Origin of the sequence: Devosia sp. (assembly GCF_028290435.1) — a bacterium.
GTDB lineage: Bacteria > Pseudomonadota > Alphaproteobacteria > Rhizobiales > Devosiaceae > Devosia.
Genome location: NZ_JAQGJV010000071.1, coordinates 1 through 24,069, shown reverse-complemented (window position 1 = coordinate 24,069; position 24,069 = coordinate 1). Strand labels below are relative to the sequence as shown.

Genomic DNA, 24,069 nt, shown 5'->3' with positions numbered 1-24,069 from the left:
CTAGTCTTTCCGCATCTTGGAGAGGAACTGCGCGATGCGCGGATTGGCGAGGCCGCCATCGGCAGCAAAGAACTGCTCGGTCGGCAGATCGACCACCAGCCGGCCCTTTTCGAGAAACACCACACGCGAGGAAATGGTGCGCGCGAACTCGATCTCGTGGGTGACGAACACCATGGTGGTGCCCTCCTTGGCGAGCTTGGCCAGGATATCGAGCACGTCGGCGGTCATTTCCGGATCGAGCGCGCTGGTCACTTCGTCGAGCAATAGATAGCGCGGCTTCATCGCGAGCGCGCGACAAATGCCGACGCGCTGGCGCTGCCCGCCCGAAAGCTGGCTCGGAAACGCATCGGCGCGATCGGCCAAACCAACCGACGCCAACAGCGCCCTGCCCTCGGCCTCGGCTTCCGCCTTGGGGCGCTTGAGCACTTCGACCGGCGCCAGCGTCACGTTCTGCAGCGCCGTCATATGCGGATAGAGATTGAACATCTGGAACACGGTGCCGCTGCGCTTGCGCGCCTCGGCGAGTTCCTTGGGCTTGCTGACGTCGAAATCATCGACCGTGATGCTGCCGCCGTCGAGCCGTTCCAACCCGTTGATGCAGCGGATCAGCGTCGACTTGCCCGAGCCGGACGAGCCCAGGATGGAGACCACCTCGCCCGGCGCGACGGTGAGATCGACGCCATCGAGGACGGTGACGCTGCCGAAAACCTTGCGGACCGATTGTGCCTTGATCATGGATCAGAGACCTTTCCATGCGGTATGGGCCCGCAGGCGCCGTTCCAGAGTTGCGCCGGCATAGGCGATGAGTTTGGCCGCCAAATAATACAGCACCCCAACCACGGCCCAGACGATGAAGGGTTTCAGCGTGCGCAGGTTGAGGATATTGCCGATCTTGGTCAGGTCCATCACGCCGATCACCGAGATCAGGGAGGTGACCTGCAATTGATTGACCAGCAGCCCCGTCAGCGGCCCGATGGCGAAGGCCATGGCCTGCGGCGCGATGATGTGGCGCAGCACTTGCCATTTGGTCAGCCCGAAGGCGCGCGCTGCCTCGATCTGGTCGCGGCCGATGCTCTCGATCGCCGAGACGGCGATGACATAGACGAAAGCGGCGGTATTGCCCGAAAGCGTGATGACGGCGGCTTCCACCGGTCCCAGATTGATATGGAAGAACGCCGGGAAGCCGAAGAACACCAGGAACAGTTGCACCAGCACCGGCGAGTTCTTCAGCAGTTCGGCGACGAAAGTGATGACCTGCGTCAACACCGGCACACGATAAAACCGCACCACGGCCCAGAGCGTGCCGATCAGCAGCCCGATCACCGTGGTGGCGAGGAACAGCCCGACCGAAACGCCGAGCCCCTGGGCCAGCAGGACGATATCGAAAGGGGTAAATTCGGTATAGCGCATCAGCGAACCGCCTCCCCGAGATCGCGATTGAGCCGGCGATGCAGCGCGGCGATTAGCAGCGACACCAGATAGGTCAGCGTCGCATAGGCGATCAGCAGCACGACATAGACCTCGAACGGCTTGAAGGTGTCCGAGGCAACGATCTTGGCCGTGCCGGTCAGCTCGTTCAGCGTGATGGTCGACAGTATCGAGGAGGTCAGGATCAGGTTGATGAACACCGAGCCCATCGGCCGCACTGAGGTGCGCAGCGCCACGGGCAGCACGATCTTGCTGAAAACCTTGGTCTTGGAGAGGCCGCTGACCTGGGCGGCTTCAATAATGCCGGGCTCGATGGCCAAAATGCCCGAGCGGATCACGTCGGAGGTAAACGCACCGCCCGCAATCGACAAAGCCACGACCCCGGTGGTGAAGGCATCGATGTAGATGCCGATTTCGGGCAGGCCGTAATAGAAGAAGAACAGTTGCACGATGAAGGGCACGTTGCGGAACAGGTCGGCATAGATCGAGGCCGCCCGGCGCAACAGCGTATTGGCCGAGGTGCGCGCCACGGCCATCAGCGCGCCGACGATCAGGCTGCCGAGCAAAGCGAGCACGCAGACCTGCGCGGTTAAGAGCGCGCCTTCCAGCATAAACGGCAGATATGGCACGAGCAGCGAGAGATCTATCCGCATGCGCTTTCACACTATGAAATCGGTTTCACTTTTGCCGCCGCCAACAATTTTGTCAAGCCGGATAGGCAGAATTTCCCCATGCTCAATTGTTGGGCAGAGGGATCTGGGCAGCGAGGTGAAATTCAGTATGTAGAACGCGCGCTTAGCCTAAAGCGCGTTGTCGCGAACCTTGCGTGACAGAAAGGTCAGCATCAGGATGCGGATGTCGAACCACAGCGACCAGTGCTCGACATAATAGAGATCGTGCAGCGTGCGCCCTTCGATCTTTTCCTGGGTCGAGGTATCGCCGCGAAAGCCATTGACCTGCGCCCAGCCCGTAATGCCGGGCTTGATGCGCTGCCGCTGCGCATAGCGCTCGAACCGCAGCGCCAGTTCGGCATCGTGCGAAATGGCGTGCGGGCGGGGACCGACGAGGCTCATATTGCCGAGCAGGACGTTCATCAATTGCGGCAACTCGTCGATACTGGTGCGGCGCAGCACCGCGCCGATCGTGGTGATGCGCGGGTCATCCGGCACGGCCTGCTTCATGGCGCGGCCATCTTCCATAACGCTCATCGAGCGGAATTTGTAGATCTGGAAACTCTCGCCGTTGAAGCCGCGCCGCTCCTGCAGGAACAGCACCGGCCCGCGGCTATCGAACTTGATCCACACCGCCACGATCAGGAACAGCGGCGACAGCAGAAGCAGGCCAAAACCCGCCCCCGCGACATCAAAAGCCCGCTTCAGCAAGCGGCCGGTATCGTCGATCGGCTTGGCGAGGACACGGCCGGGCTGGGTAGAGCCCACCGGCAACAGGTCGACCAGCATCTGGCGTTCGTTGGTGGCGGAGGGCGCCATCATGACATTGAGCGCGTAGGAGCGGAACGGCGCCACCAGCGCATTGAATGTCTTGGCGTCGCCATGCGTGCCGACCAGCAGCACGGTGTCGCAACGGTACTCGACGCATTCACGGGCGAACTCGACGGTTCGCGCTTGCGACACACCGGCGGACCCGGCCTCGTCCAGCGTGAGCGAGCGCACCACCTGAGCACCCTGGCGCCACACTTCGACATTCTCGCGGAACTGCGCCAGGTCGGCCGCGCGGCCGACCAGCGCGACGCGTTCGATCTGCAGCCGGCCGGCATGCATCAGCGTGGAGCTGATCCCCATAAATGCCAATCGCGCCGCCACCAGCCCCAGTCCGGCCGCCACCGGCATGGCCCATCCGCCGTCCAGCGTATAGCCGCCCGACAGCAGCATCGCCCCGACCAGCACGACAACGCCGACCATCCAGATCAAGACCGAGCGCAGCATCATTGGGCGCCGCGTGGCCAGTGATCGCAGGTACTGCGCCGAAGCCAGCGCGCAACTCACGCCGTAGGCGCTACCGACCAGCACTGTCAGGGCGAAGCTTTGCGGGGATTCGGGGTGCGCGCGGGCCGCGATCAGCACCAGCAGTATTGCCAGCACGCCTTCGACGAAACCCACCGCATAGCCAAAATAGGTGCGGCTCGGAATCCGGTAGCGGCGGCGCTTCCGGGCCTCCACGGGCCAACGATGCAAACTGTCCTGGTTCATTGGCCTGCCGCATGTCGAACGCCCGCCGATCCACAATGGCCTTAGTGGTCTATGGCTGCACGTTTCACTCCAACATTTAGCATTGATTCACCACGCTGCGGCGCGTTACTTCGCGGCGCGGTTAACGCTAAAATGCCACCTATCGGGCGACGCGCCGGCGATCGAACTCAATATTGGTGGTTACCCCATTGGTATCCACCTCACCGCTCCACACAATGCGATCGGCGGGGTCCTTGTGGCCAAACCGGCTGGAAACCCACCCGCCCTCGGTGGGACCGCCCCCGCGGATGATCTGGATTGCGTCGGTGGGCAGGACCAGCCTGAAAACAGGCTTTCCGCCCCGGCTCACCGCAACCGTGTTGCCATCGATCTGTCCAAGCAGATCGGGGGCGAGCTGGAAGGTCAGCACGCAGTCAAGCGGCGATGTTGCGCCCGACAGGCGATCCAAAATGGACATCCCCTGCTCCGTCATGGCGGTGGTGCGCTGGTGCCGGACGCCAAAGCGGCGTTGGTAGCCATCATGGGAGGCCGTCACGCGCCAGGGACTGTCGGTACTGCCATCGAGACGCGTCTGTGCCTTGTGCGACCAGTTGAAGGCCCCGGCGGCCAGGCTCTGGCTCGCATTGGCGACCGTCATGGTGTTATGCGCCTGGCTGGAGCGGAACCAGTCGCGCCAGGCTCCCCCGCCCTGGTAGCGATAGGTGCCGGGATCGACCAGCACCGGCTTTCCGTCGATGGTGAGCCTGAGCGATAGGGCATCGGCATGGCCGTGCGCCGCGATCGACAGATAGCCGAGCGGGCCGTGATCGAGCACCGCGCCGACCTGGCGGCCCGTATGCTTGCCGCGCCAGACGCTATATCCGCCAACCGGGAATGTGCGGACGCCGCTTGTCACCTGATCGAGCGCAGTGGGCGCCGCGAAGAGGCCATTGCGCAATGTCGGGGGCGCCGCGGTTGGCGCGCTTTGACCCAGGAACCCGCGGATGGCGACGGCAACGGAGACCGGATAATCGGGCTCCGGCTGGCAGAGGCTGATCACGCGCCCTTCGTCATCGTCGCCGATGGCCGGCACCGTTCCGTCGGGTCCGCTGATCCAGAAGATGAAATCAGCGAACAGACCCAGCCGCTCCGCAACCTCGGAGGCGAATGGCGTGCCGGCATTCTGCGCCACCAGGGCACAGAGCAAGGCCATTTCGGCAGTGAAGGCCGCATAGGTGGGCGTCTGCTCGGCGCCCACACCGTCGGGCAGGATCTGCAGCATGACCTCGCGTTCGACATCGACCTGCACTTGCGCCGCGGCGGCTTTGTCATCCAGCGCTACGGCGATGAGGTAGCGGCCGGCAAGTTCGGCCATGAGGTGGTTGTTGGCCGACGAGAAATCGGAGGGAAACCGGTGCAGCCAGAAGGCGCTGGCGCGCAGGATCGCGCCGATCCGCGTCAATGTGGGCTGCGACAGAAGCTCGCCGCAGAGCGACACCACCAGCAACAGACTGATGGCCCGCAGGCCCACTTCGATGCCCGATGCCCAGCCGATGCCGCGGAACGGCGGATTGGCGGCGTACCAGCTGTCGATCGCCCGCTCGATAACGCCGAGTTCTGCCGTCCCGCCGGTCAGCGCCACCTGCGCGGCCAGCGGCTGCAGAAATTGCAGCCGGTTGAACTCCCAGGCATATTTGATGTCGCCGACGCCCGCCGTCTGGCGATAGTTGATGTCAAAGCAATAGGCGCCCGCAGGCCAGGCGCTGCCGGTATCGGGCGACAATCGCCACAGCGCTGCGGGAAACAGGTCGGCGTGCACGCGCTGGGGCCATTCCAGACCGAGCGCGGCAAATCGGCCGTCCATGATGGATTGCGCGGCAGCTGTGGTGGGGGGATGCGAGGCCGGGGTAGCGAGGAACGTCGCCTTCAGGCCCAATAGCGCCGACGGCAACGGCCCATCCGAAAATCGCTCCCAACCCTCATGGCGTCCGCGCGATTCAATGCGCTTCCGGTTCTCCACCAGCCGGTGGAGAACTTCGCCAGGGCTCATATTGCGCAGTCGCGCCAGATACCAGCCCAGCTTCATCCGTGTCCGTCCGCGTATACCATATCGCGTGAAAGCCCAGGGCGGGACCGGCGCATGCTGATAAAAATCACGAAGGCGCTCGACGAGCGCCATGCGGGCCAGTGACCGCACCAGAAGGCGTGGAGCCCGATCGTGAAAAACCGCAGTCTTGCCATCGCGTTGATCAGTCTCCTGGCTTTGGGGTCCGCGCAGGCTGCGCCCCTGGTTTTGCATCGCGGCATTGGGGTCCACGATTGGCTCAACTGGGCACCGCTGGATGCTTCGGGAAACTACCGCCAGCCGCCTTATAACACCATGTCGGAATGGTTGAGCGGTTACCGACCGCTTGACGCGTGGCCCGCGCAAGACCAGTTCGAGCGCATGAAGGGCCTCGGTTTCGACTTCGTGCGCCTCTCGGTCGATCCCGGTCCGCTGCTGGCCAATGACGGCGCGCAGCGGCAAGCGGCGCTCGATGTACTGGATAAAGCCGTGCGGCACGTCGTGGCGGCGGGCCTCAAGGTGGTGTTCAATCTGCACTTCAGCTCGCAGGTGGATGCCTATAGCCAGGAGGCCATCGAGCAGGGCGCGGATTCCGAACCCGTTGCCCGCTACAACGCCATGGTGGTCGATGTCGCCAGGATGCTGGCGGCGGTCGGCATCGAAAAAGTCGCCATCGAACCGTATAACGAGCCGCATTACTATCCCTGCGACGATACCGGCACCGACGACTGGCAGCGCATCCAGACCGCGCAGGTGCAGATGATCCGCGCCGTCAGTCCCGACATCACCGTCGTGGCAACGGGCGCCTGCGGCGGCGACATCGGGGACCTGCTGAACCTGGATGCCACCGCGTTCGACGATCCCAACATCCTTTATAGCTTCCACATGTATGATCCGCACAGCTTCACCCATCAGCGGATGGACGATGGTGGCTGGGCCTCGGGACTGCCCTGGCCGGCCAGCTCACGCAGTCGCAAGGATGTCGAGGCCGACTTGACGGCACGAATGGACGCTGCCGGCGTCGGCTTTCTCGAACAGCAGGCCAACTGGCTGAAGATATCGGGCGATATCGACGATTATTATGCCCGCAACTGGGACAAGGCAGAAATGGCCAAGCTGTTCGCCCAGGGCGTCGATTGGGCCAAGAGCCAGGGCATAGCGCCCGACCGACTCTTCATGGGCGAATTCGGCGTCATCGACATGAACGCCAAGGGCGACTCAGGCGCGCTGCCCGAGGATCGCAACCGCTATATCGCCGACGCGCGCTCGCTGGCGGAAAGCTACGGCATGGCCTGGGCCTACTGGGAATATGCCAACCCTTATGGGATGACCTTCATCGTGCCGACCGGCCCTGCCGTGCCCGACGAAACGCTGCTGGCCCCGCTGGGATTGCCGCCCACCGCTCAGTAGTCGGCAAGGTCCAATTGCTGATCGATATAGGCGCGTTTGCCGCTGCCGGGGTTTTCCAGCCCCTCGACGCGCTGCACCACGAAATCGAGCTTGCCCTTGGCTTTGCGGGCGAGTTCGCTGCGGATACGTTCGACCTTTTCGTCGCAGCCACCGGGCATCGCCACATATTTGATGACGCAGAGACCCGGCACGCTCTGGAAAAACTGATACCCCTCGATATCCTCGAAGAATGCCGGATCTTCCGGCGTCAGGTCGATCGCCACGATGCGGTCGCCGTCGTGGCTGATCAGGAAATCGGGCTTGCGGCGGGGCATGATGCCGCTCACGCGCAGGCGCTGGCCATTCTCCGCGCTCGGAAGTTGCACCAACTTGGCGCGATCCTGGCTATCATAGCGAATGAACGGCATGCCGGTTGAGACGAAGCCGGTGCCGACCAGGCGTCCTTCCTGCCCGATCCGGGTCAAGGGGGCGCCGTCATCGCCGATGAGTTCGGCAACGCCATACAGCGGATCGAACTCATAGATGTCGGGCTGGCCGGTCAGTTCGGCGGCAAACAGCGTCTTTTCGCTGAGCCCATAAAACGGCGCGATTGGCGTGTCGCCGAAAATCTTGTCGAACAGCCGACGCTGGTGGCCATATAGCGGCTCCGAGATCGGCATGATGCCCAGCAGTGGCAGTTTGGGCCGGCGGCCGAGCCGGTTGAGATGGCGCGCAAAGGTCTCGATGGCCGACGGATAGCCGTAGAGATAGCGGATGCGGCGCTGGTCAATCAGGTCGAGATAAACGGCCGCATCAACCCGCGTCATCGGAAACACGGCGAGGCGCAGTTCGCGCAGCGCTGGGGACCATTCGTGGCTCCTGCCGCTGGGCACTTGCGTGGCGAAACCGCGCATCACCACCTTGGCGTGGTCCGGCTCATATCCGGTGCGGCTCCAAACCTGATGCACGAACGCGATCTCGCGGACGCTGCGGTCCCTGTCGAGATAAAAGCTGAACGGCGGCTCGCCATTGGAGCCGCTGGTATGAGCCACATCCATGCTGGATTTGGGCACCGCCAGCATGGCGTCTCCCGCCGCCGCCAGCGTCCGCTTGTCGATGATCGGCAATTTGCGGAAATCGGCGAGCGTCATAGTCGCCGCCTCGAACTCCGGGCCGAACGTGCGCGCGAACAAATCGGCGTAGAACGGGCTGCCGGCCTGCGCCTTGGCCATCAACTGGCGCAGGGAACTGAGCTGAAAGGCCGCGGCAAAACAATTGTCGCTGGCGCCACGCGCAATGGTGGCGCGCCAGTTGCGATAGGTGCGGCCATAGATAAAACTGGTCGGCAGCAACCGCAAAAGCGGTGCCAGTGCTCGCCGCACGATAGCCGGGCTGCGAACATAGGCGCCTCGCGCCGCGTCCAGTTTAAACATTACCCCACCCTTAAAACGCGACCCACTCGCCCGCCAGCTGATATTCAAGCGGTCTCATGCCGCGTTTGAATTGAGTATAGCCATGGCCTTCATGGAGCCCGCCGATATCGAAGGTGGTGCAACCACGCGCCTTCATCTCGGCCATGATGGCCCACATCAGGAAATTCCCCGCATTGGCATCGCGCCCTTCGGGCCCGAACCAGCCAGTATGATATTCGGCAATGTCGCCGAAGCGAACCACCGACATGCCGGCAATCGGCTTGTCATCCAGCATAGCCTGAAAAACGATGTAATCCTGCGGCGCGGTCGCCCTTAGGTTAATCAAAAAATTAGCGTCGACCGCCGTAAAGCTTTTTTCGCGCATGTTCTCCACATGGCGGGCAATCATCCAGTCGACGGTCTGGATATCGCTGGCGACGCGCAGCGTCAGCGCGCTCTCAAGCGTCTTGCGCAGCCGGTTGCGGAAGGTCGAGGCGAAGCCCGCCTTGATGGCCTCGACTGGCTGCGTCAGGTCGATGCGACCCGACCACCACCCTTTAACGCCACGGAATTTATATCCGGCCTGGCGCAGCAGCGCGGCGTTCTCGTCGCTTTGGGTCAGGGCCGGTGCGATCGACAATGGACCCGAATACCAATGGCCCCAGCGCTGCCGAATGGCGCGATAGGCGGCCAGCACCCGCTCATTGGATGGATTGGTTTCCAGCATGACCGGGCCGCGATTGATGCGCGAGACCACGCGAATGCCCAGGACCCGCTTCTCCAGCACCTGGCACAGCGCGATCGGAACATCGCCGATCGACAGGCAGACGCGGATCAGCTTCCAGTTCTGTGTCGCCTTGGCGGCGCCATAGGCGAAGGTCTGGGTCAAGTGGGGGCGGTCGGCCAGGGCCAGCAACGCATCCCAGCGTGCGGCATCGTGAATTTGCGTGATGGTGACGTGGTCGGCGTCGCGGGCCGAAAAGGCCAGCACGGCTCCCGCAGTCAGTTTGGCCGATGTCTCATGAATCATAGCGTAACCGCTTCGTTCCGACTGGTTGCACTGTAGTAGACCGCTGCGCCGGCCGACCCAATCTTTACCCTTCGTTAAGCTTAATGCACAGAGCGCTGTGCGGCGCCCCGCCACGCATTTGTGATCGCGCCGAGATAGGGCTCCATATCGAGCCGCGTCCGATGCACTTCAAGGGCGGCCTGGCCAAGCCGAGCCCGCAGTTCGGGATCTGCGACCAGCCGCTGCAACGCCACCGTCAACGCATCGACATCGCCCGGCGGCACCAGCAGTCCGTTGACCTCATCGGTGATGATGTCCTCCACCGCGCCCACCGGCGTCACCACGATCGCAAGTCCGGCCGCCATCGCCTCGATCACCGAGATCGGCAGGTTTTCGTGGAACGAGGGCAGCACCATGATATCGGCGTTGGCAATCAGTTCGGCCACCTGCTCGGGCCCGACCCAGCCGGGAATATCGACGCGTTCCGCCAGGCCCGCTTCCCTGGCTGCGGCGCGCGCCGCGTCGACATGGCCATCGCCCGCAATGGTGGCGCGCCAGCCCGGATCGCCCTGCATCCGCCCCAGCGCTTCGCCCAGTTGGGGCACGCCCTTGCGATCGCCGACGCGACCCAGAAACAAGATATGCACTAAGTTACCGCCGCCGCGATGGGCCAGCGCCGGGCGCGGCGCCGCATTGGGGACAATGACGACGCGCGGGCCGATTTCGGGCACCCGCGCGGTGACGAACTGCTTCCAGACCGTACCGAGCACGATGATGCGCGCCGCATGGGCGAACAGCCAGCCGATCGCGCGGTTGCGGCGGCTCGGCACATCGGTCCAGTATTCCTGATATTCGGCACCATGCAGATGCAGCACGTAGGGCACGCCAATGGCGTGGGCGATCCAGGCCAAGATCAGCTTGCGCCAGGTGCTGCCCTGGATGGCAAGGTTCAGGTGGAGCACATCGAGGCGTCCGGCCAGGCGCAGGGCCAGCATGCGGACGATGAACACGCTCATGTGCCAGATCGAAAAGCCGATATGGCCGAGCCCGCGCGAGGCGCCGAACTGAATGCGAAGATTGGGCTGGCCCTGGCGTTCCGCCTCGGTGCGCAACGACGCCATCATGCGGTCGATACCACCCTGCCCGCCGCCGCCGCCCGGTGTCGCCACCAGAACGTCCAACATCCCATCCGCTTTAGCCATTCGCCGGTCTCTCCGCTGCCGAGACATGTCCGGCCCTGGCGGCCCAGCCACTATCGCGCCGGCAGGCCTTTTGCTGCAATGAAATGCCGATGTGTAGGTTAAGGGCGCGGGCCGCGCCGCTGCGTCCAATAGCTGGTCCACAGCATTTTCGCATAGGCGCGATTGGTGTCCCAGTAGCGCCGCCACAGCCGGCGCGGCTCCTGCAGCACGCGATAGAGCCATTCCATGCCGATGGTCTGTACCCAGGCCGGGGCGCGGCGCACCTTGCCGCCATAGACATCGAAACTGCCGCCCACGCCCATGATGAAATAGGGCGCCAGCACCAGGCGATACTTGTAGAGGAACCGCTCCTTGCGCGGGCTCGACATGGCCACGAACAGGCAATCGGCGCCCGAGGCATTGATGTCGAGCACGATCTCTTCTTCGTCGGTGAAATACCCGTCATGGGCGCCGGCGATCTGCAGCGTCGGATAGTCCCGCTTCAACCGCTCCTGCACCGCCTCGAGCACCTGGCTCTCGGCGCCCAGCAAATAGGGCTTGAACCCGTTCTCGGCGCACAGCTTGAACAGGCGCTCCATGATCTCGACGCCCGCCACGCGCTCCGGCACCGCAATGCCCAGCAGCCGCGCGCCCCAGACTACGCCGGCGCCATCGATATTGATCAGGTCGGCTTCCGAAACGTCGCGCGCCAATTCCGGGTTGGAGTGCATGTTGACCAGCTTGGACACGTTGATGACCGTGTGGTGCAGTGGCTGGCGCGCCCGCATGGCCTCGCCCGCTAGTTCCAGCGTTTCGAGCATGGTCAGCGTATGCATGGGCGCATCGAGGAAGGTCGTGCGATGCTCGGCGATCACCGGGTGCTGCTGCCAGAATTGTGGCTCAGCCTCGGGCGCCTTTTTCTGCGGATAGGGGCGGTAGGCATAAAACGGCGGCCAGATGCGCTCCGCATCGGGTGCCTTGATCTTGATATCAGTCATCTTCGTGTCGTCCGTTCGGCCCGACGCAGGCCTTGTGCGTAGAAATACGCCGAGTGGGGCCGTCCGTCGCCAAGTCCCTTAAGGCATCCTTAACGGCTAAAATTGCAGTGTTTTCATGGCGGGACCACGAGGGAGGATGAGCTATGTCTATCGCCATTGGCATCATTCTTCCCACGCAATTTTCGCGTCGCTGGCATGCAGAATTGATCGACCGCCTGCGCCAGTCCGGTCACCGCGTTAGCGTTTCATTAAGCTCCTACGGAGCAACGCGCAAACTGGATCATATCCTGGCCTTTGAAAGCCTGCGCTTCGGCCCCCGGCTCGCGTCACGAACCACTATTTCGCCCGACGACGCGCATGAGACGCCCGACCTCATCATCAACCTGTCTGGGCGCAACAACAGCGCGAGCGTCCCCGCCCTGACTGTCCTGTTCGATGGTCATTACAGTCTTGAGGGCACGGCTCATAGCGTCCTCACAGGCGGCCAACCCGTGGTTCACGTGCTGCTCGATGGAGCGCCGATCGGCATCGCCCGCCCGATGGTGAGCGAGCGCATCTGGCTTACCCGCGCCCTCAACGACATTCTCATTCGCACGCTCGACCTGCTGGAGCGCTGCGTCCGCGACGTCGCAGCGGGCAGGACGAGAGCACCACAGCCCCTCGTGACAGCGAAGTCATCCACCGCACTGACTGCCGCCTACTGGCTGGGTATCGCCCCGAAGCTGGCGCACCGCCTCTTCCTGAAGCTGCGCTACAAGCCCTTCCACTGGCGGGTCGGCTATCGCTTTCACCCTGAGCCCCTCGCCGGGCTCGGCTTCGATAGCACTGCCGCCGGCTATGCCACCCTGCCCGCCCCGCCGTGGCAGGAACTGCCCGAGGATGGATCGCGCTTTTACGCCGATCCCTTTCCGGTTGAGGTGAACGGCCGCTATTTCCTCTTCGTCGAGGACTTCCCCCACGCCACAAGAAAGGGCGTCATCGCTGTCGCCGAGGCCAATGACGACGGCACGTTCGGCACCCCGCGCGTCGTCTTGGAGGAACCGTTCCACCTGTCCTATCCGCAGGTCTTCGCCCATGACGGAGACTTCTGGATGATCCCCGAAACTGCCGGCGGTCGCGATCTCCATCTCTATCGCGCCGTGCAGTTCCCCGACCGCTGGGTGCGCCACGCCGTGCTTATCGCCGACACCCCACTCTCCGACGCCACCCTGCTGCATCACGATGGCCGGTTCTGGCTGTTCGCCGCCGATGGCGGCAGGGGCAGCTCCTCGGACGCCATGCTGGTGTTTCACGCCGAAACCCTGTCGGGCCCGTTCCTGCCTCATATCGCCAACCCGATCCTGATCGATCAAAGTTCGGCGCGTCCAGCCGGCGCCTTCATCTTGGGCGGCCCATTCGCGGTGCTGCCGGTACAGGACGGCACCAATGGCTATGGCAGCGGCATGGGGTTAGTCGACATCACCGAACTTGATCTCAACCACGTAGGCGTTGGCCCCGTCCGCCGCCTCGACACAACCGGCTGGCGTTGCGAGTTCAAGCACACCACCAATCGCGCCGGCAGGCTCGAAGTGGTCGACGGCGTGGTACGCCAGCCGCGCTGAGATTTACCAAGAATCCAGAAGCCGCGCAGGCAGACCGTGGTTCGGGCTTATAAAGAGGGCGAACAAAGCCACGGAAGCTCACCACGATGGCCAACGCCTCGGACAGCATGACCCCCGCCACGCCGGATGCAGGTGGCCGCCTCTTTGCCCGCCCGCGCACGCGGGCCGTCGGCGAGCGTCCCATGGTGCGCATCGCCGATCCGCGCGCGACCGCAAAAGTGCAGGCCCAAGCCCTGCCAAAGCCGCAACCCGAAACCGTCACGCTCGACAAGATCGGCGATTTCCTCGAACTCGACCTGCGCCGGATCACCGTCTGGCTGCGCAAGGGCCTGCCGTGGATCGCTATCCTGGTCGTGCTCGGCGCCATCGCGGGCGGTGCCTATGGGGTGCTCAGCAAGCCCAGCTATACGGTAACCTCCGATATCCTGATCGACCCCGCCGGGCTGCAAGTGCTGGGCGACGCTGCCGCCGTCACCGCCGGCCAACAGCCCGATAGCGCGCTACTGGCCGCCGCCAGCAAGCTGCGCGTCATGACTTCGGGCAATGTGCTGACCCGCGTCGTCAGCGATCTACGCCTGTCGAGCGACCCCGAATTCGCCGACCCGGCCGGCAAGATCGATCCGGAGGTGGCGGCCCTCGCGGCCCTGCGCGCCGCCATCAAGATCACCGCCGACGAGAAATCCTTCGTTGCCACCATGGCGGTGACCACCGAGGATATCGACAAATCCATCCTCATCTCCAACGCCGTCTTCGTGGCCTTTCAGGCCGAACTCGCGCGCGCCGAGACTGACGGCTCCAACCAGATCGTCAGCGGCCTCGATAGTCGCCTGGAAGACCTCAAGAAGGCCGTCAACCTGGCCGATGCGGCCGTCGAAGACTACAAGCGCGCCAATGGCCTGCAGTCGAGCGCCGGCGAATTGACCAGCACGCTGCGGCTCAACCAACTCAACGAACAGGTCGTCACCGCGCAGGGACAGGTGATCGCCGCCCAATCCGCCTATGATGGCCTGCGCGCCGGCGGCACTGGCAGCAGCGATGCCGCCCAGAACGCCACGCTCGACTCGCTGCGCGCGCAACTGGCGACCTCGCAGCAAAAGCTGCAGAGCCAATCCATGGTCTATGGCGCCCGGCACCCGATCATCCTGCAATTGCAGACCGAAGTGGACGCCTTGCAGGCCCAGGTGGCCAGCGAGAGCACCCGCATGATCGCCGCCGCCAAGACCCGTCTCGACGAGGCGACCAACGCGCTGCAGGCGCTGACCGCGAAATCCGACACCCAGCGCACCGCGGTGTTCTCCGATAACCAGGCGCAGATTGCCTTGCGTGAACTGGAGCGCGAAGCCAAATCGCGCAGCGCGGTCTACGAGGCCTTCCTCAGCCGCTCGCAGCAGCTCAGCGAAAGCGGCAATCTCGATACCAGCAATGTGCGCGTGATCTCGACAGCAGTGCCACCGCTGGCGCGCAGCTGGCCGCCGCGGAATATCCTGATGATCACGCTTGGCGGCGCCGGCGGCCTCGCGCTCGGCCTGGTGCTGGCGCTCGGACTAGGCATTGTGAGCGATATTCGCGGCCCGCGCGCCGAACCGACGGCCTAGCGACCCGCATGGCCAAGCTGATCTTTCACGTCCCCAGCCTGATCGGCGGTGGCGCCGAGCGGGTCTGGGTGCTGGTCGCCAACGAGTTGTCGCGGCGCGGGCATGATACGACGCTGCTGGTCTGGAATGGTCTGGGCCCCAACCGGGTGCATGTGTCCCCCCAAGTGCATCTGGTGGATTTCGGCATCCCGCTGTTTGCCGGCGAGCGTTTCGGCAAGCCCGCCACGCTGCGCGGCCTGCTGCGCATGGCGGCGTACTTCCGCCGCCACCAGCCCGATGCCGTGTTCAGCGCCCCCGAATTTGCCAACCTGACGACAGCGCTCGCCCTGTGGCTTTCGCTGAGCGGGGCCAAATTCTACCCCAGCTTCCACGCCGCCGCCACGCTGCGCGATAGTCGCACCGGCTCGGAACTGGCGCGCCGGTTTACCGGCCTGATGGCGCGACGCGCCAAACGCGCCATCGCGGTATCGCAAGGCATTGCGGGCGATCTCAGCGCCGGCATTGCGGCAGACAAGATCGCGGTCATCCACAATCCCCTGCCCCCGCCCTCGCTCAAGCCGGCCGAAGACAGCGAATGGATGCACACTCTGACGGCCATACGCGCCGCCGATACACCCATCATTATCACCGCCGGCCGCCTGGCGCCCGTCAAGGACCACCGCACGCTGATCGAGGCCTTCGCTCTTTTGCGCCGCGACATGCCGGCCAAGCTCGTCATCCTGGGCGATGGCCCGCTGCGTGACGAGCTGACGGCGCTGGTGGCCGAGCGCGGTCTCGGGGCCGATGTCTTGATGCCCGGCTTCGTAGCCGATATCCGACCGAGCCTTTTGGCGTCCGACCTGTTCGTGCTGACCTCGACCAGCGAGGGCTTTGGCAATGTCATTGTCGAGGCGCTGGCGGCCGGCCTGCCGGTGGTGAGCACCGATTGCACGCATGGTCCGCGCGAGATTTTGGAAAACGGCGCCCTGGGAGAACTGACGCCGGTCGGCGATGCGGGGGCTATTGCGGCCGCAATGGCGCGCATGCTGGCAAGCCCCACGTCCGCCAATCGCCTGCAGACGCGAGCGGCCGATTTCTCGGTCGAACGGATCGGCGATCAGTACGAGGCTTTGTTGACGCTTTAAGCGCGGACAGCTCAGGCTGTCTTGCTGGCCCGGCCGAACAGCTGGATCACATTGTCATGCCGGGGCATGACAGGCGCCGTGCGGCTGGCGCCGCCATGGCGGCGGCGTTCGGGCCCGCGATAAACGCCATCCACGATCGGGCCCGCTGCGCGCATGTGCAACTGGCTGCGCACGCTTTCCAGCAACCGCCCCGGCGCCACCGGCTTGCCATGCACCACATCGATGCCCTGAGCCACTAGCGCGGCGTGAAACGCCGGCTCGGCCCGCGTCAGCAGCATCAGCGCCAGATCCTGCTGCGCCCGCTTGGGCAGGTCGCGCAGCGCCGTGATGGTCTCGGCGATATCGGCCGGCACGCTATCGGCGTCCAGAATCACCATGTCGATCGGCGAGATACGAATGAAGGTGGTCACCGCCTCAAGCGTCTGAAAGGCGTAGACCTTGAGCCGGGCTTCGCTTTGCAGGCTGCTGCCGACAATAGCACCAAAGGCCGGATTGGCCGCGAGCAGAGCTATTCTTTTGGTCAGCATGGCGGTCAAATCCGTGTTGTTAATGTCTTGTTTAGCATGTCACATCGCTCGACACCCCTGTTGAAAGCGAACATCGTTAATCCCAAGATGGCCGGATAGCTTAAGGATAATCAAAGCTTTGGTGCCGTTCTGGCGCGAGGCGTGATAAATTTCGGTGCTGCAGAAAGAACGACAATGACCCCTGAAAATCGGCCGCCGCGCCGCCTGCTCATCGTCTTCGGGACGCGCCCCGAGGCGATCAAGTGCTTTCCCGTGGCGCGCGACGCCCTCGCCGACCCCCGCTTCCATACCGAGATCTGCGTCACCGCCCAGCATCGCGAAATGGTCGACGCCATCATCGCCATGACCGGGCTGCCGGTGCATTACGATCTCGATATCATGTCGCCCGGCCAGAGCCTGTTCGACGTCACCGCCCGCATCCTCAAGGGCATGGAAGCCGTGCTCGACGCCGCCAAGCCCGATGTGGTGCTGGTGCAGGGCGATACCACCACCGCGATGACGGCGGCTTTGGCCAGTTTCTACAAGCGCATCCCCGTGGCCCATATCGAAGCCGGCCTGCGCAGCCACGATCTCTATTCGCCCTGGCCCGAAGAGCTGAACCGCAAGGTCATCGGCGATATCGCAGCCTGGCATTTTGTGCCGACCACGGAAGCCCGCGATAACCTCTTGGCCGAGAACAAGGATGCCAGCCGCATCTTCGTGTCCGGCAACACCGTGGTGGACTCGCTGTTGCATTTCAGCGGGCGCTTCGATGCCGACGACAGCCTTGCCGCCCCGATGGAAAAGCGCTTCGATTTCCTCGATCCAACCAAGCGCCTGATCCTGGTCACCGGTCACCGCCGCGAGAATTTCGACTCCGGCATAGAGCGCATCTGCGCGGCGCTAAAAACGCTGGCTGCGCGTGGCGATGTCGAGATCGTTTATCCGGTCCATCCCAACCCGAAAGTGATGGTACCGGTCCATGCCGCCCTCGACCACGTCGCGGGTATTCACCTGATTCAGCCACAGGATTACCTGCCCTTCCTCTACCTGCTCAAGCGCGCCGATCTGGTGCTGACCGACTCGGGCGGCGTGCAGGAGGAAGCCCCTTCGCTGGGCAAGCCGGTGCTGGTGCTGCGCGACAATACCGAACGCCCCGAAGGCGTGCGGGCGGGCACAGCGATCCTGGTCGGTACCGATACCAATCGCATCGTCAGCGAGGCCAATCGGCTGCTCGACAATGAAGAGGCCTATGGCCAGATGAGCATGCGCCACAATCCCTATGGCGATGGCAAGGCCAGTTTGCGAATTCTCGAGGAGCTTGCGCGCGATGCGTGATTTCAAGACCGTCTGTGTCGTCGGCATGGGCTATATCGGCCTGCCCACCTGCGCAATCTTTGCCAGCCGCGGGCTGAAGGTGCTTGGCGTCGACGTCAACAAGAGCGTCGTCGAACGGGTCAATCGCGGCGAGGTCCACATCGTGGAGCCCGATCTCGATGGCCTGATCCAGAAGGTCGTCTCCAACGGCAACCTGCGCGCCGCGCTGAAGCCTGAGACCTCGGACGCCTATATCATCGCCGTCCCCACGCCGATGACCGAGGACCACCGCCCCGACACCACCTATGTCTACGCCGCCGCGCGCTCGATCGCGCCGGTGCTGAAAAAGGGCGACCTGGTGGTGCTGGAATCCACCTCCCCGGTCGGCACCACGCGCTCGATGTGCAAAGAGCTGGCCGTGCTCCGCCCCGATCTCAGCTTCCCCACCGGCGCCGGCGAGGATGCCGACGTGCTGGTCGCCTATAGCCCCGAGCGGGTGTTGCCCGGCAAGGTTTTGACCGAACTGGTGCAGAACGACCGCAGCGTGGGCGGCCTGTCGAAGCGCTCGGCCGAGGCCACTGGCCTGCTCTATTCGAGTTTCCTGACCGGCGAATTGTTCCTCACCTCCGCCGAGGCGGCCGAGCTGGTCAAGCTCAGCGAAAACGCCTTTCGCGACGTCAACATCGCCTTCGCCAACGAACTTGCCGCCGTCTGCACGCATCTCAAGATCAATGTGTGGGAAGTGATCGAGTTGGCCAACCGCCATCCGCGCGTCAACATCCTGCAACCCGGCCCCGGTGTCGGCGGCCATTGCATTGCCGTCGATCCCTATTTCATCATCGACGCCGCTCCCAAGCAGAGCCAGCTCATGGCCCGCGCCCGCAAGATCAACAGCGCCCGCCCGCAGGCGGTGGTGGACGAGATCAAGTCAGTGCTCGACCCCAAGAAAAAGCAGACTGTGGCCTGCCTCGGCCTGGCTTTCAAACCCAATATCGATGACCTGCGCGAAAGCCCGGCCGTCGAAGTGGTGCGCCTGCTGCACGAGGCCGGCATCGCCCACAAGATCATCGCCAGCGAGCCCCATACCGATGCCCTGCCCCCGCAATTGCAAGGCCTCGACATCGAATTCCGCGACGCGCTCACCGCGATCGATCGCGCCGACGTGGTGGTATTGCTGGTGGATCACCGCCATTTCAACTTCATCGACCCAGAAGCCCTCAGCAACAAGAAGCTGATCGATACGCGCGGGCTGTGGACCTGGAAGAAGAGCCGCAAGTCGGATGCAAGGCTGGTGGTTTAGGGCTGAATTGACTCCCATGCTGTCGCCGCCACGATCTGATCCCCTCCCCCTTGAGGGGGGGTTAGGGTGGGGGGAAGTTGCACAGGGAGCGGCGCCCAGTTGGGCAGACAACCTCGCCAGGCCGCGCGTTCCCCCCACCCCAGCCCTCCCCTCAAGGGGGAGGGAGCCCGTCCGGCGTTCGTTAGTCTGTGGAGTTTAGTCCGCTGCCTCCGGTGCAGCAGCCGATCGTCCCCGCCACCGCTCCTGCAACACCCGCACTTGGTGGCGCGTCCGGTCGGCTAATTCCGCGACCGCCCCCTTGGCACTCCCCGTCCCCGCAATCGTGCTCAGCATCACTGCCTCTGTCGAAAACCGGCGCTTGAACGCCTCTGCGCCACACAGGAAATCCACGGTGTGCAATCCATGATCGATCGACCACTGAATATAGTCCATCATCAGCACCATTCCGGGCGAGGCGCGCTCAAAGTCCGGATCATAGGTCGTCACGAACGCCATCATGCTGCCGCGCTGCACGAAATTGATCGACACGGCGATGACCGTGCCCTGGCTCTCCAGCACGAACACATGCAACACGCCCGCCTGCGCCAACGCCTCGACCAAAGCCGACAGCGGCACAGCGCCATCCTCGAACAATTCGGATTCGATGGCGCGCGCCGACAGCCATTTGCTCTTGAGCGCCGCTAGCCGATCGAGCACCGGCCCGAGCGGCGCATCCGGTGGTAAGAGCCTAAACTGCACCTCCCCCGCCTCGTCCAGCGCCTTGCGGCCGCGCCGATAATTCTGCCGCGTCTTCTTGGGCTGCTCGTTGAACCAGGTCGCGCCATCCGCCCATTGGCCGGAGACTCGATAGCTCATTTCCTCGCGATGATTGGCCCGCAGTTTGACGCCGGCCGTGGCGCCGGTCAGCCCATTGGCCAACGCGCCCGGCAACAGCCGATTGAGTCTGACCAGATCGTATCCGCCCAAGGCGGACATCTGCCCCCACAACCGCTGCAGCATCTCGGGCGCGCAGTCGGGCGCGGCCAGCGCATCCTCGTAGTCGCTATGCGCATTGGCGGCCCATTCAAGCATGAGCAGGCCCTTGCGCCGGCTGATCGCCAGCGGCAGCACTGCAACCAGTCGCTCGCCGTTCCAGACCAGCCCGATACGCAAGGCGCGGTCGCGATGATCCGGCAGCGTGGTCCACCAGGCCGAAATCCACGCATGGCTCTGAAAAATCAGCCCATCGGCTTGACGCCATAGCGCCATCCAGGCGGGTCCGATCTCGGCCAGCCGCTCGCCTGATTGAACGACCTCAAGCCGTTCATCTGCCGCCATCCCAATAGCGGCATGCGCATTCATGACCGCGGACTTTCCGGCGGCGGAACGGTCACCCGAGGCCGCCGCCCGGCCCATTTGGCCACGTGTCCGCCCATCTTCTGCAACGGCATGATGTAAAGCCCGAACAGGGACTGGTAATCGCGATGGTCGCGATCCAGCAGCCCGAATTTGAAATCCTCATCGGGCTCAGGCACGCAGGCCGTCCCGAACAGGCGATCCCAGAACGAGAACAACAGCCCGAAATTCTTGTCGTAATGCTTGGGATTGGTGCTGTGATGGAGTTGGTGCCAGTGCGGCGACAGCACGACGTTGTCGAGCGGGCCGAACGAAATCTTGAAATGGGTGTGCCGCACGAAATCCATCATCAGGATATTGCGGATCACGTAGACATTGATGCCGAAAATGGTCAGCTCGACCGGGTCGAGCGCGATCACGCTCCACAGCCCGAAACAGATGCCCGGAATGACCCCGTCCCAGGCGCGGTTGAGCAATTCGTCGAGCGGGTGGACGCGATCCTTGGTGATGCCGACCATGACCTCGGCCGAGTGGTGCACCTTATGCAGTTCCCACAGGATCGGCACTTTGTGCTGCGCCACGTGGTAGAGGTAATAGGAAATATCGTAGGCCACCAGCATGGTCAGCGTGAACAGCACGATGATCCACGGGCTGGCCGGGCCGGCCATCAGCGGCCCATCGAGATGGAACACACCGCCGATGAGCTGGTTGGTGCCATAGGCCACTGCCGCCACAAACCCGAAGCCGAACGGGATCAGGAAGAACGGCATGATCGCCCGCTTGGTGATCCAGAACAGCACGTCGGCCCGCGCCGAAGGGTGCATGATCACCTCCTTGGGGAAGGCGAAGCTGAGAAAATCGAGCAAGGATTTGTGTTCTTCAATTCTGATGTAGGCGACGAGCGCACTGCCAAACGCCGTCAAAAACAACAGGCCCGCGGCGAGCCCGTTGGCGCTCCACAGCTTTTCGACCACGATGTTGGCAAGATCGGCAATCATGAAGCGCTCCTGGGTCCGCAACGCGGCGATCCGACGGCGGTGCTGACCTGAGGATCGACGACCGAGGGGCGCGGCAGTGGCAAGGCCGGCCCATCGAATGGGCTCAAGATGCCATATCGGGCGGGCCAATTGGCGCCCAAAATCCCAACGTTCTTAATCGGTAAAATTGTATGTGCAGCCATCATGCCATGCCCAGGCGAGCCTTTAGCTTGCCGGTCAGTTGCAGTGTGGCCGCCGGATCGAACAGCGCGTTGAGGCCGAGGAACACCGCGCCGCCCAGCAATCCGCCAGCAGCCAGCCTGACAATAGTCGGCACTTGCCCCAAGGCCGCGGCAGCAAGACTGGCCGCCAGCCCGGTCGCCAGCGCAATGACGATGGAAACGCCGATATGGCGCCATGGCACCGGGATGGGTGTCAGCCGTTCGCTGATGACCAGACACGCAACCAGGCTCACCAGCGAACCGCCCGCCAGCGCTGAGGCCGCGCCGAGCTCGGCATATGGCGGCACCAGCAGCAGCGACAGCCCGATAGTGCCGACGGAGCCCAAAGCCGTGGGAATGCTCAGCAGCCAGGGCCGCTTGTGGGCGTGCACCACGTCGCCATAAACGAAGCTGGTGAGATTGGCGCAGAGCACGCTGAAGGCAATGAGCGGAAACAGCTGGGCGACATGGCCATGATATTCTGCCGGCAGCGCCAGTTCGGTGATGGCAGGAGCCAGCGCGACTAATAGCGCCGCGACCGGCAGGCAAAGCCGGATCATCAAACCCATCAGATGCGACAGGAAATCGGCGGCAGCCGAGGGGCCATGCTCGTCGAAGCGGCTGACCACTTCGGGGAAAGCCCCCATATTGATGGCGTTGGCCACCATGTCGATGGGCTGGCGCGCCAGCGCATAGGCGGCTGCGAACACCGCCACCGCGCCGGCGTCGTAATAGACTTTGAGAAACACGCGCTCGGCGCTGTTGAGGCCAAAGCCCATCAGCGCCATGACGATCAGCGGCACCCCAAAGGCAAAGAACGCCCGGTGGGTAAACCGCGCCTGACCAGGCGCAACCCGGCCAAAGGCCATAATACTGGCCACGACCCCGGCGATCAGCACACCCAATGACGAGCCCAGCGACACCATCAGGAACGAGTTGTGGAAGATGAAGATTGCCGCCACCGGCAGGATCATCTGCAGCGCCGCCCGCAGCGCCTCCAGCAGCGAATAGGTCGAATGGCGCTGCTGCATCTGTAGCACCGTCAGCGCGAAGCGGCTGATCGAGCCCGCAACCAGATAGCTGCACACAGCAATGGAGAACTCCACCCAGCGCTCCGGCGCCACCAGCGTTGCGCCCGCAACCGAGATGACAATGCCAAGCGCGGTAGTTGCCAGCAGCACGCGGCCGGCGAGGAACAGGCTCCCCCGGCTCACCTCGCCCTTGCCCCCCAACCGCAACAGCGCAATGCGCAGCCAATTGGTGACCGCCACATCGGTCATCTCGCCAACGGTAACGACCAGCGTCAGCAGGCCATATTCGCTCTGGTCGATCAGCCGCGTGGCAATCACCAGCAGCAGCAGCGCCGAAATGCGCGTCAGCAGGATCGCCGGGGCATAGATAAGAGTGGAGCGCAGCAGCAAGGTTATGTCCTTGGGCCATGGTGAGCCCGTTTACCTTGGATTAATCCTTCGCAAGCCCCTAACCCAGCGAAAACCCTGGGGACAGTAAATGCCCTTAATGTGATCGAGGCGCATCCTCGACCAATTCCGCCCTGTTCGGCACCGGCTTTGAATTATACGCCAGGATCAACACCACGATCATCATCACCACCGGCGTCTTGGCCGATAGCGTATTGTTGGACAGCGCGGCCAGCAGAAAGGTGATGGTGGCGATCCAGATCGGCATCGGGGCGCCGCGCAACAGGCGCAGCAACATCCAGAACACCAGCACCGCAAAGGCCAGTGCAATGGGCAGGCCCAGCAGCAGGATCAGCACCACTGGTGCGCTCTCGATAGCCGGCAAATGCAATTGCTCGCGTACGATGCCGATCAGGTCGGCAGCCTTCATGCCGAAGGTGATGTCCTTCCAGTCCACGTAGTTGAACACCTGATAGATGTTCACGCGGGCATAGAAATTCTCGTCGAAAATGGTGTCGCTGAACCGGCCCAGCAATCCGGCTGCGAACAGCGCTGACACCAACAGCGCGCCGCCGATCAGCGTGGTCAGCAGCACGAGAACCTTGGCCTGGCGTTCATGGCGCGGCGACAGGCGCGGCCAGCGCACGAAGACCAGCAGGGCCAGAATTTCGGCGGCGGTCAGCAGCAGTGCGAAACGCGCGCCCGAGGCCGCACAGCCAATCAGCAGGATAAAAATCGCCGCGACCCGAACCCAGAGCCGCCAATTGGTCACGGCCACGAAGCCCACCGCGGTGGCACACAGCGCACCCAGCGCCAGGGGATGCTCGGACAGCCCGATCGGCCGAAATTGCAGTTCCACATAGGGGTAAGGCAGCAGGCGATGATGGGTAATTTCCTCGACGAGGCCAATCACTGCGCTCAGGATCAGCATGATCAGCGTCAGGTCACCCAGCGCCCGCCGCACGCTGGGATTGAGTGCCAGCATGATCAGACCGGCCGCGCCC

At 63.7% G+C, this 24,069-nt stretch carries 20 protein-coding genes; 6 read left to right on the top strand and 14 right to left on the bottom strand.

Translation table 11 applies throughout. The annotated features are described in order from the left end of the window. The 5 genes from JWP26_RS15050 to JWP26_RS15030 form a co-directional block, all read right to left on the bottom strand. A complete protein-coding gene (locus JWP26_RS15050; protein WP_299729291.1) occupies window positions 1-735 on the bottom strand; it encodes an amino acid ABC transporter ATP-binding protein in 735 nt (244 codons plus the stop codon). A gap of 3 nt (window positions 736-738) precedes the next feature. Next, a complete protein-coding gene (locus tag JWP26_RS15045; RefSeq protein WP_299729288.1) occupies window positions 739-1,410 on the bottom strand; it encodes an amino acid ABC transporter permease in 672 nt (223 codons plus the stop codon). After that, entirely contained in the window at window positions 1,410-2,081 is a 672-nt protein-coding gene (locus JWP26_RS15040; RefSeq protein WP_299729285.1) for an amino acid ABC transporter permease, read from the bottom strand. The genes JWP26_RS15045 and JWP26_RS15040 overlap by 1 nt, the downstream gene beginning before the upstream one ends. Before the next feature lie 147 nt (window positions 2,082-2,228). Continuing rightward, complete coding sequence (locus tag JWP26_RS15035) at window positions 2,229-3,638, bottom strand: exopolysaccharide biosynthesis polyprenyl glycosylphosphotransferase (RefSeq protein WP_299729282.1); 1,410 nt, start codon at window positions 3,636-3,638, stop codon at window positions 2,229-2,231. A 139-nt stretch (window positions 3,639-3,777) separates the two neighbouring features. Then, the gene (locus JWP26_RS15030; RefSeq protein ID WP_299729279.1) at window positions 3,778-5,703 is read right to left on the bottom strand and encodes a heparinase II/III-family protein; all 1,926 of its coding nucleotides are present in this window, start codon (window positions 5,701-5,703) and stop codon (window positions 3,778-3,780) included. Between the two features lie 132 nt (window positions 5,704-5,835). Between JWP26_RS15030 and JWP26_RS15025 the strand changes: the two genes are divergently transcribed. Then, a complete protein-coding gene (locus tag JWP26_RS15025) occupies window positions 5,836-7,092 on the top strand; it encodes a cellulase family glycosylhydrolase (protein ID WP_299729276.1) in 1,257 nt (418 codons plus the stop codon). Here JWP26_RS15025 and JWP26_RS15020 read toward each other — a convergent pair. The 4 genes from JWP26_RS15020 to JWP26_RS15005 form a co-directional block, all read right to left on the bottom strand. Then, the gene (locus JWP26_RS15020; protein WP_299729273.1) at window positions 7,086-8,504 is read right to left on the bottom strand and encodes a hypothetical protein; all 1,419 of its coding nucleotides are present in this window, start codon (window positions 8,502-8,504) and stop codon (window positions 7,086-7,088) included. The two genes, JWP26_RS15025 and JWP26_RS15020, sit on opposite strands and share 7 nt — an antisense overlap. A gap of 10 nt (window positions 8,505-8,514) precedes the next feature. After that, window positions 8,515-9,513 carry a GNAT family N-acetyltransferase gene (locus JWP26_RS15015; protein WP_299729270.1) on the bottom strand — a complete coding sequence of 333 codons (999 nt, stop codon included), beginning with the start codon at window positions 9,511-9,513 and terminating at the stop codon, window positions 8,515-8,517. A gap of 80 nt (window positions 9,514-9,593) precedes the next feature. After that, a complete protein-coding gene (locus JWP26_RS15010; RefSeq protein ID WP_299729267.1) occupies window positions 9,594-10,694 on the bottom strand; it encodes a glycosyltransferase family 4 protein in 1,101 nt (366 codons plus the stop codon). A gap of 98 nt (window positions 10,695-10,792) precedes the next feature. After that, window positions 10,793-11,671, bottom strand: coding sequence for a WecB/TagA/CpsF family glycosyltransferase (locus tag JWP26_RS15005; RefSeq protein WP_299729264.1), 879 nt, complete (start codon window positions 11,669-11,671; stop codon window positions 10,793-10,795). A gap of 143 nt (window positions 11,672-11,814) precedes the next feature. On the opposite strand from JWP26_RS15005, the gene JWP26_RS15000 reads away from it, so the two are divergent. The 3 genes from JWP26_RS15000 to JWP26_RS14990 all read left to right on the top strand — a co-directional run bounded on the left by JWP26_RS15000 (window position 11,815) and on the right by JWP26_RS14990 (window position 15,991). Next, window positions 11,815-13,272 (top strand): hypothetical protein, encoded by a 1,458-nt coding sequence (locus tag JWP26_RS15000; RefSeq protein ID WP_299729261.1) that lies wholly within the window; start codon window positions 11,815-11,817, stop codon window positions 13,270-13,272. Between the two features lie 86 nt (window positions 13,273-13,358). Beyond that, window positions 13,359-14,867, top strand: a complete 1,509-nt coding sequence (locus JWP26_RS14995; RefSeq protein ID WP_299729259.1) for a GumC family protein — start codon at window positions 13,359-13,361, stop codon at window positions 14,865-14,867. Window positions 14,868-14,875: 8 nt separating this feature from the next. Then, entirely contained in the window at window positions 14,876-15,991 is a 1,116-nt protein-coding gene (locus JWP26_RS14990) for a glycosyltransferase (protein ID WP_299729256.1), read from the top strand. A gap of 11 nt (window positions 15,992-16,002) precedes the next feature. Here the strand turns inward: JWP26_RS14990 and JWP26_RS14985 are convergent, their stop codons facing one another. Further along, window positions 16,003-16,518 carry a hypothetical protein gene (locus tag JWP26_RS14985; protein ID WP_299729253.1) on the bottom strand — a complete coding sequence of 172 codons (516 nt, stop codon included), beginning with the start codon at window positions 16,516-16,518 and terminating at the stop codon, window positions 16,003-16,005. 174 nt (window positions 16,519-16,692) lie between these two features. Between JWP26_RS14985 and wecB the strand changes: the two genes are divergently transcribed. After that, a complete protein-coding gene (wecB, locus tag JWP26_RS14980; RefSeq protein ID WP_299729250.1) occupies window positions 16,693-17,835 on the top strand; it encodes a non-hydrolyzing UDP-N-acetylglucosamine 2-epimerase in 1,143 nt (380 codons plus the stop codon). After that, entirely contained in the window at window positions 17,828-19,114 is a 1,287-nt protein-coding gene (gene wecC, locus JWP26_RS14975; protein ID WP_299729248.1) for a UDP-N-acetyl-D-mannosamine dehydrogenase, read from the top strand. Before wecB ends, wecC begins: the two co-directional genes overlap by 8 nt. Window positions 19,115-19,309: 195 nt before the next feature. Here the strand turns inward: wecC and JWP26_RS14970 are convergent, their stop codons facing one another. From JWP26_RS14970 to JWP26_RS14955, 4 genes are all read right to left on the bottom strand, one after another. Continuing rightward, entirely contained in the window at window positions 19,310-20,455 is a 1,146-nt protein-coding gene (locus tag JWP26_RS14970) for a GNAT family N-acetyltransferase (protein ID WP_299729245.1), read from the bottom strand. Continuing rightward, window positions 20,452-21,447, bottom strand: coding sequence for a sterol desaturase family protein (locus tag JWP26_RS14965; RefSeq protein ID WP_299729242.1), 996 nt, complete (start codon window positions 21,445-21,447; stop codon window positions 20,452-20,454). The genes JWP26_RS14970 and JWP26_RS14965 overlap by 4 nt, the downstream gene beginning before the upstream one ends. Window positions 21,448-21,628: 181 nt before the next feature. Continuing rightward, complete coding sequence (locus JWP26_RS14960) at window positions 21,629-23,068, bottom strand: lipopolysaccharide biosynthesis protein (RefSeq protein WP_299729239.1); 1,440 nt, start codon at window positions 23,066-23,068, stop codon at window positions 21,629-21,631. A 94-nt stretch (window positions 23,069-23,162) separates the two neighbouring features. Next, window positions 23,163-24,069: VpsF family polysaccharide biosynthesis protein (locus tag JWP26_RS14955; protein WP_299729236.1), on the bottom strand; the 907-nt coding region annotated here is incomplete at its 5' end.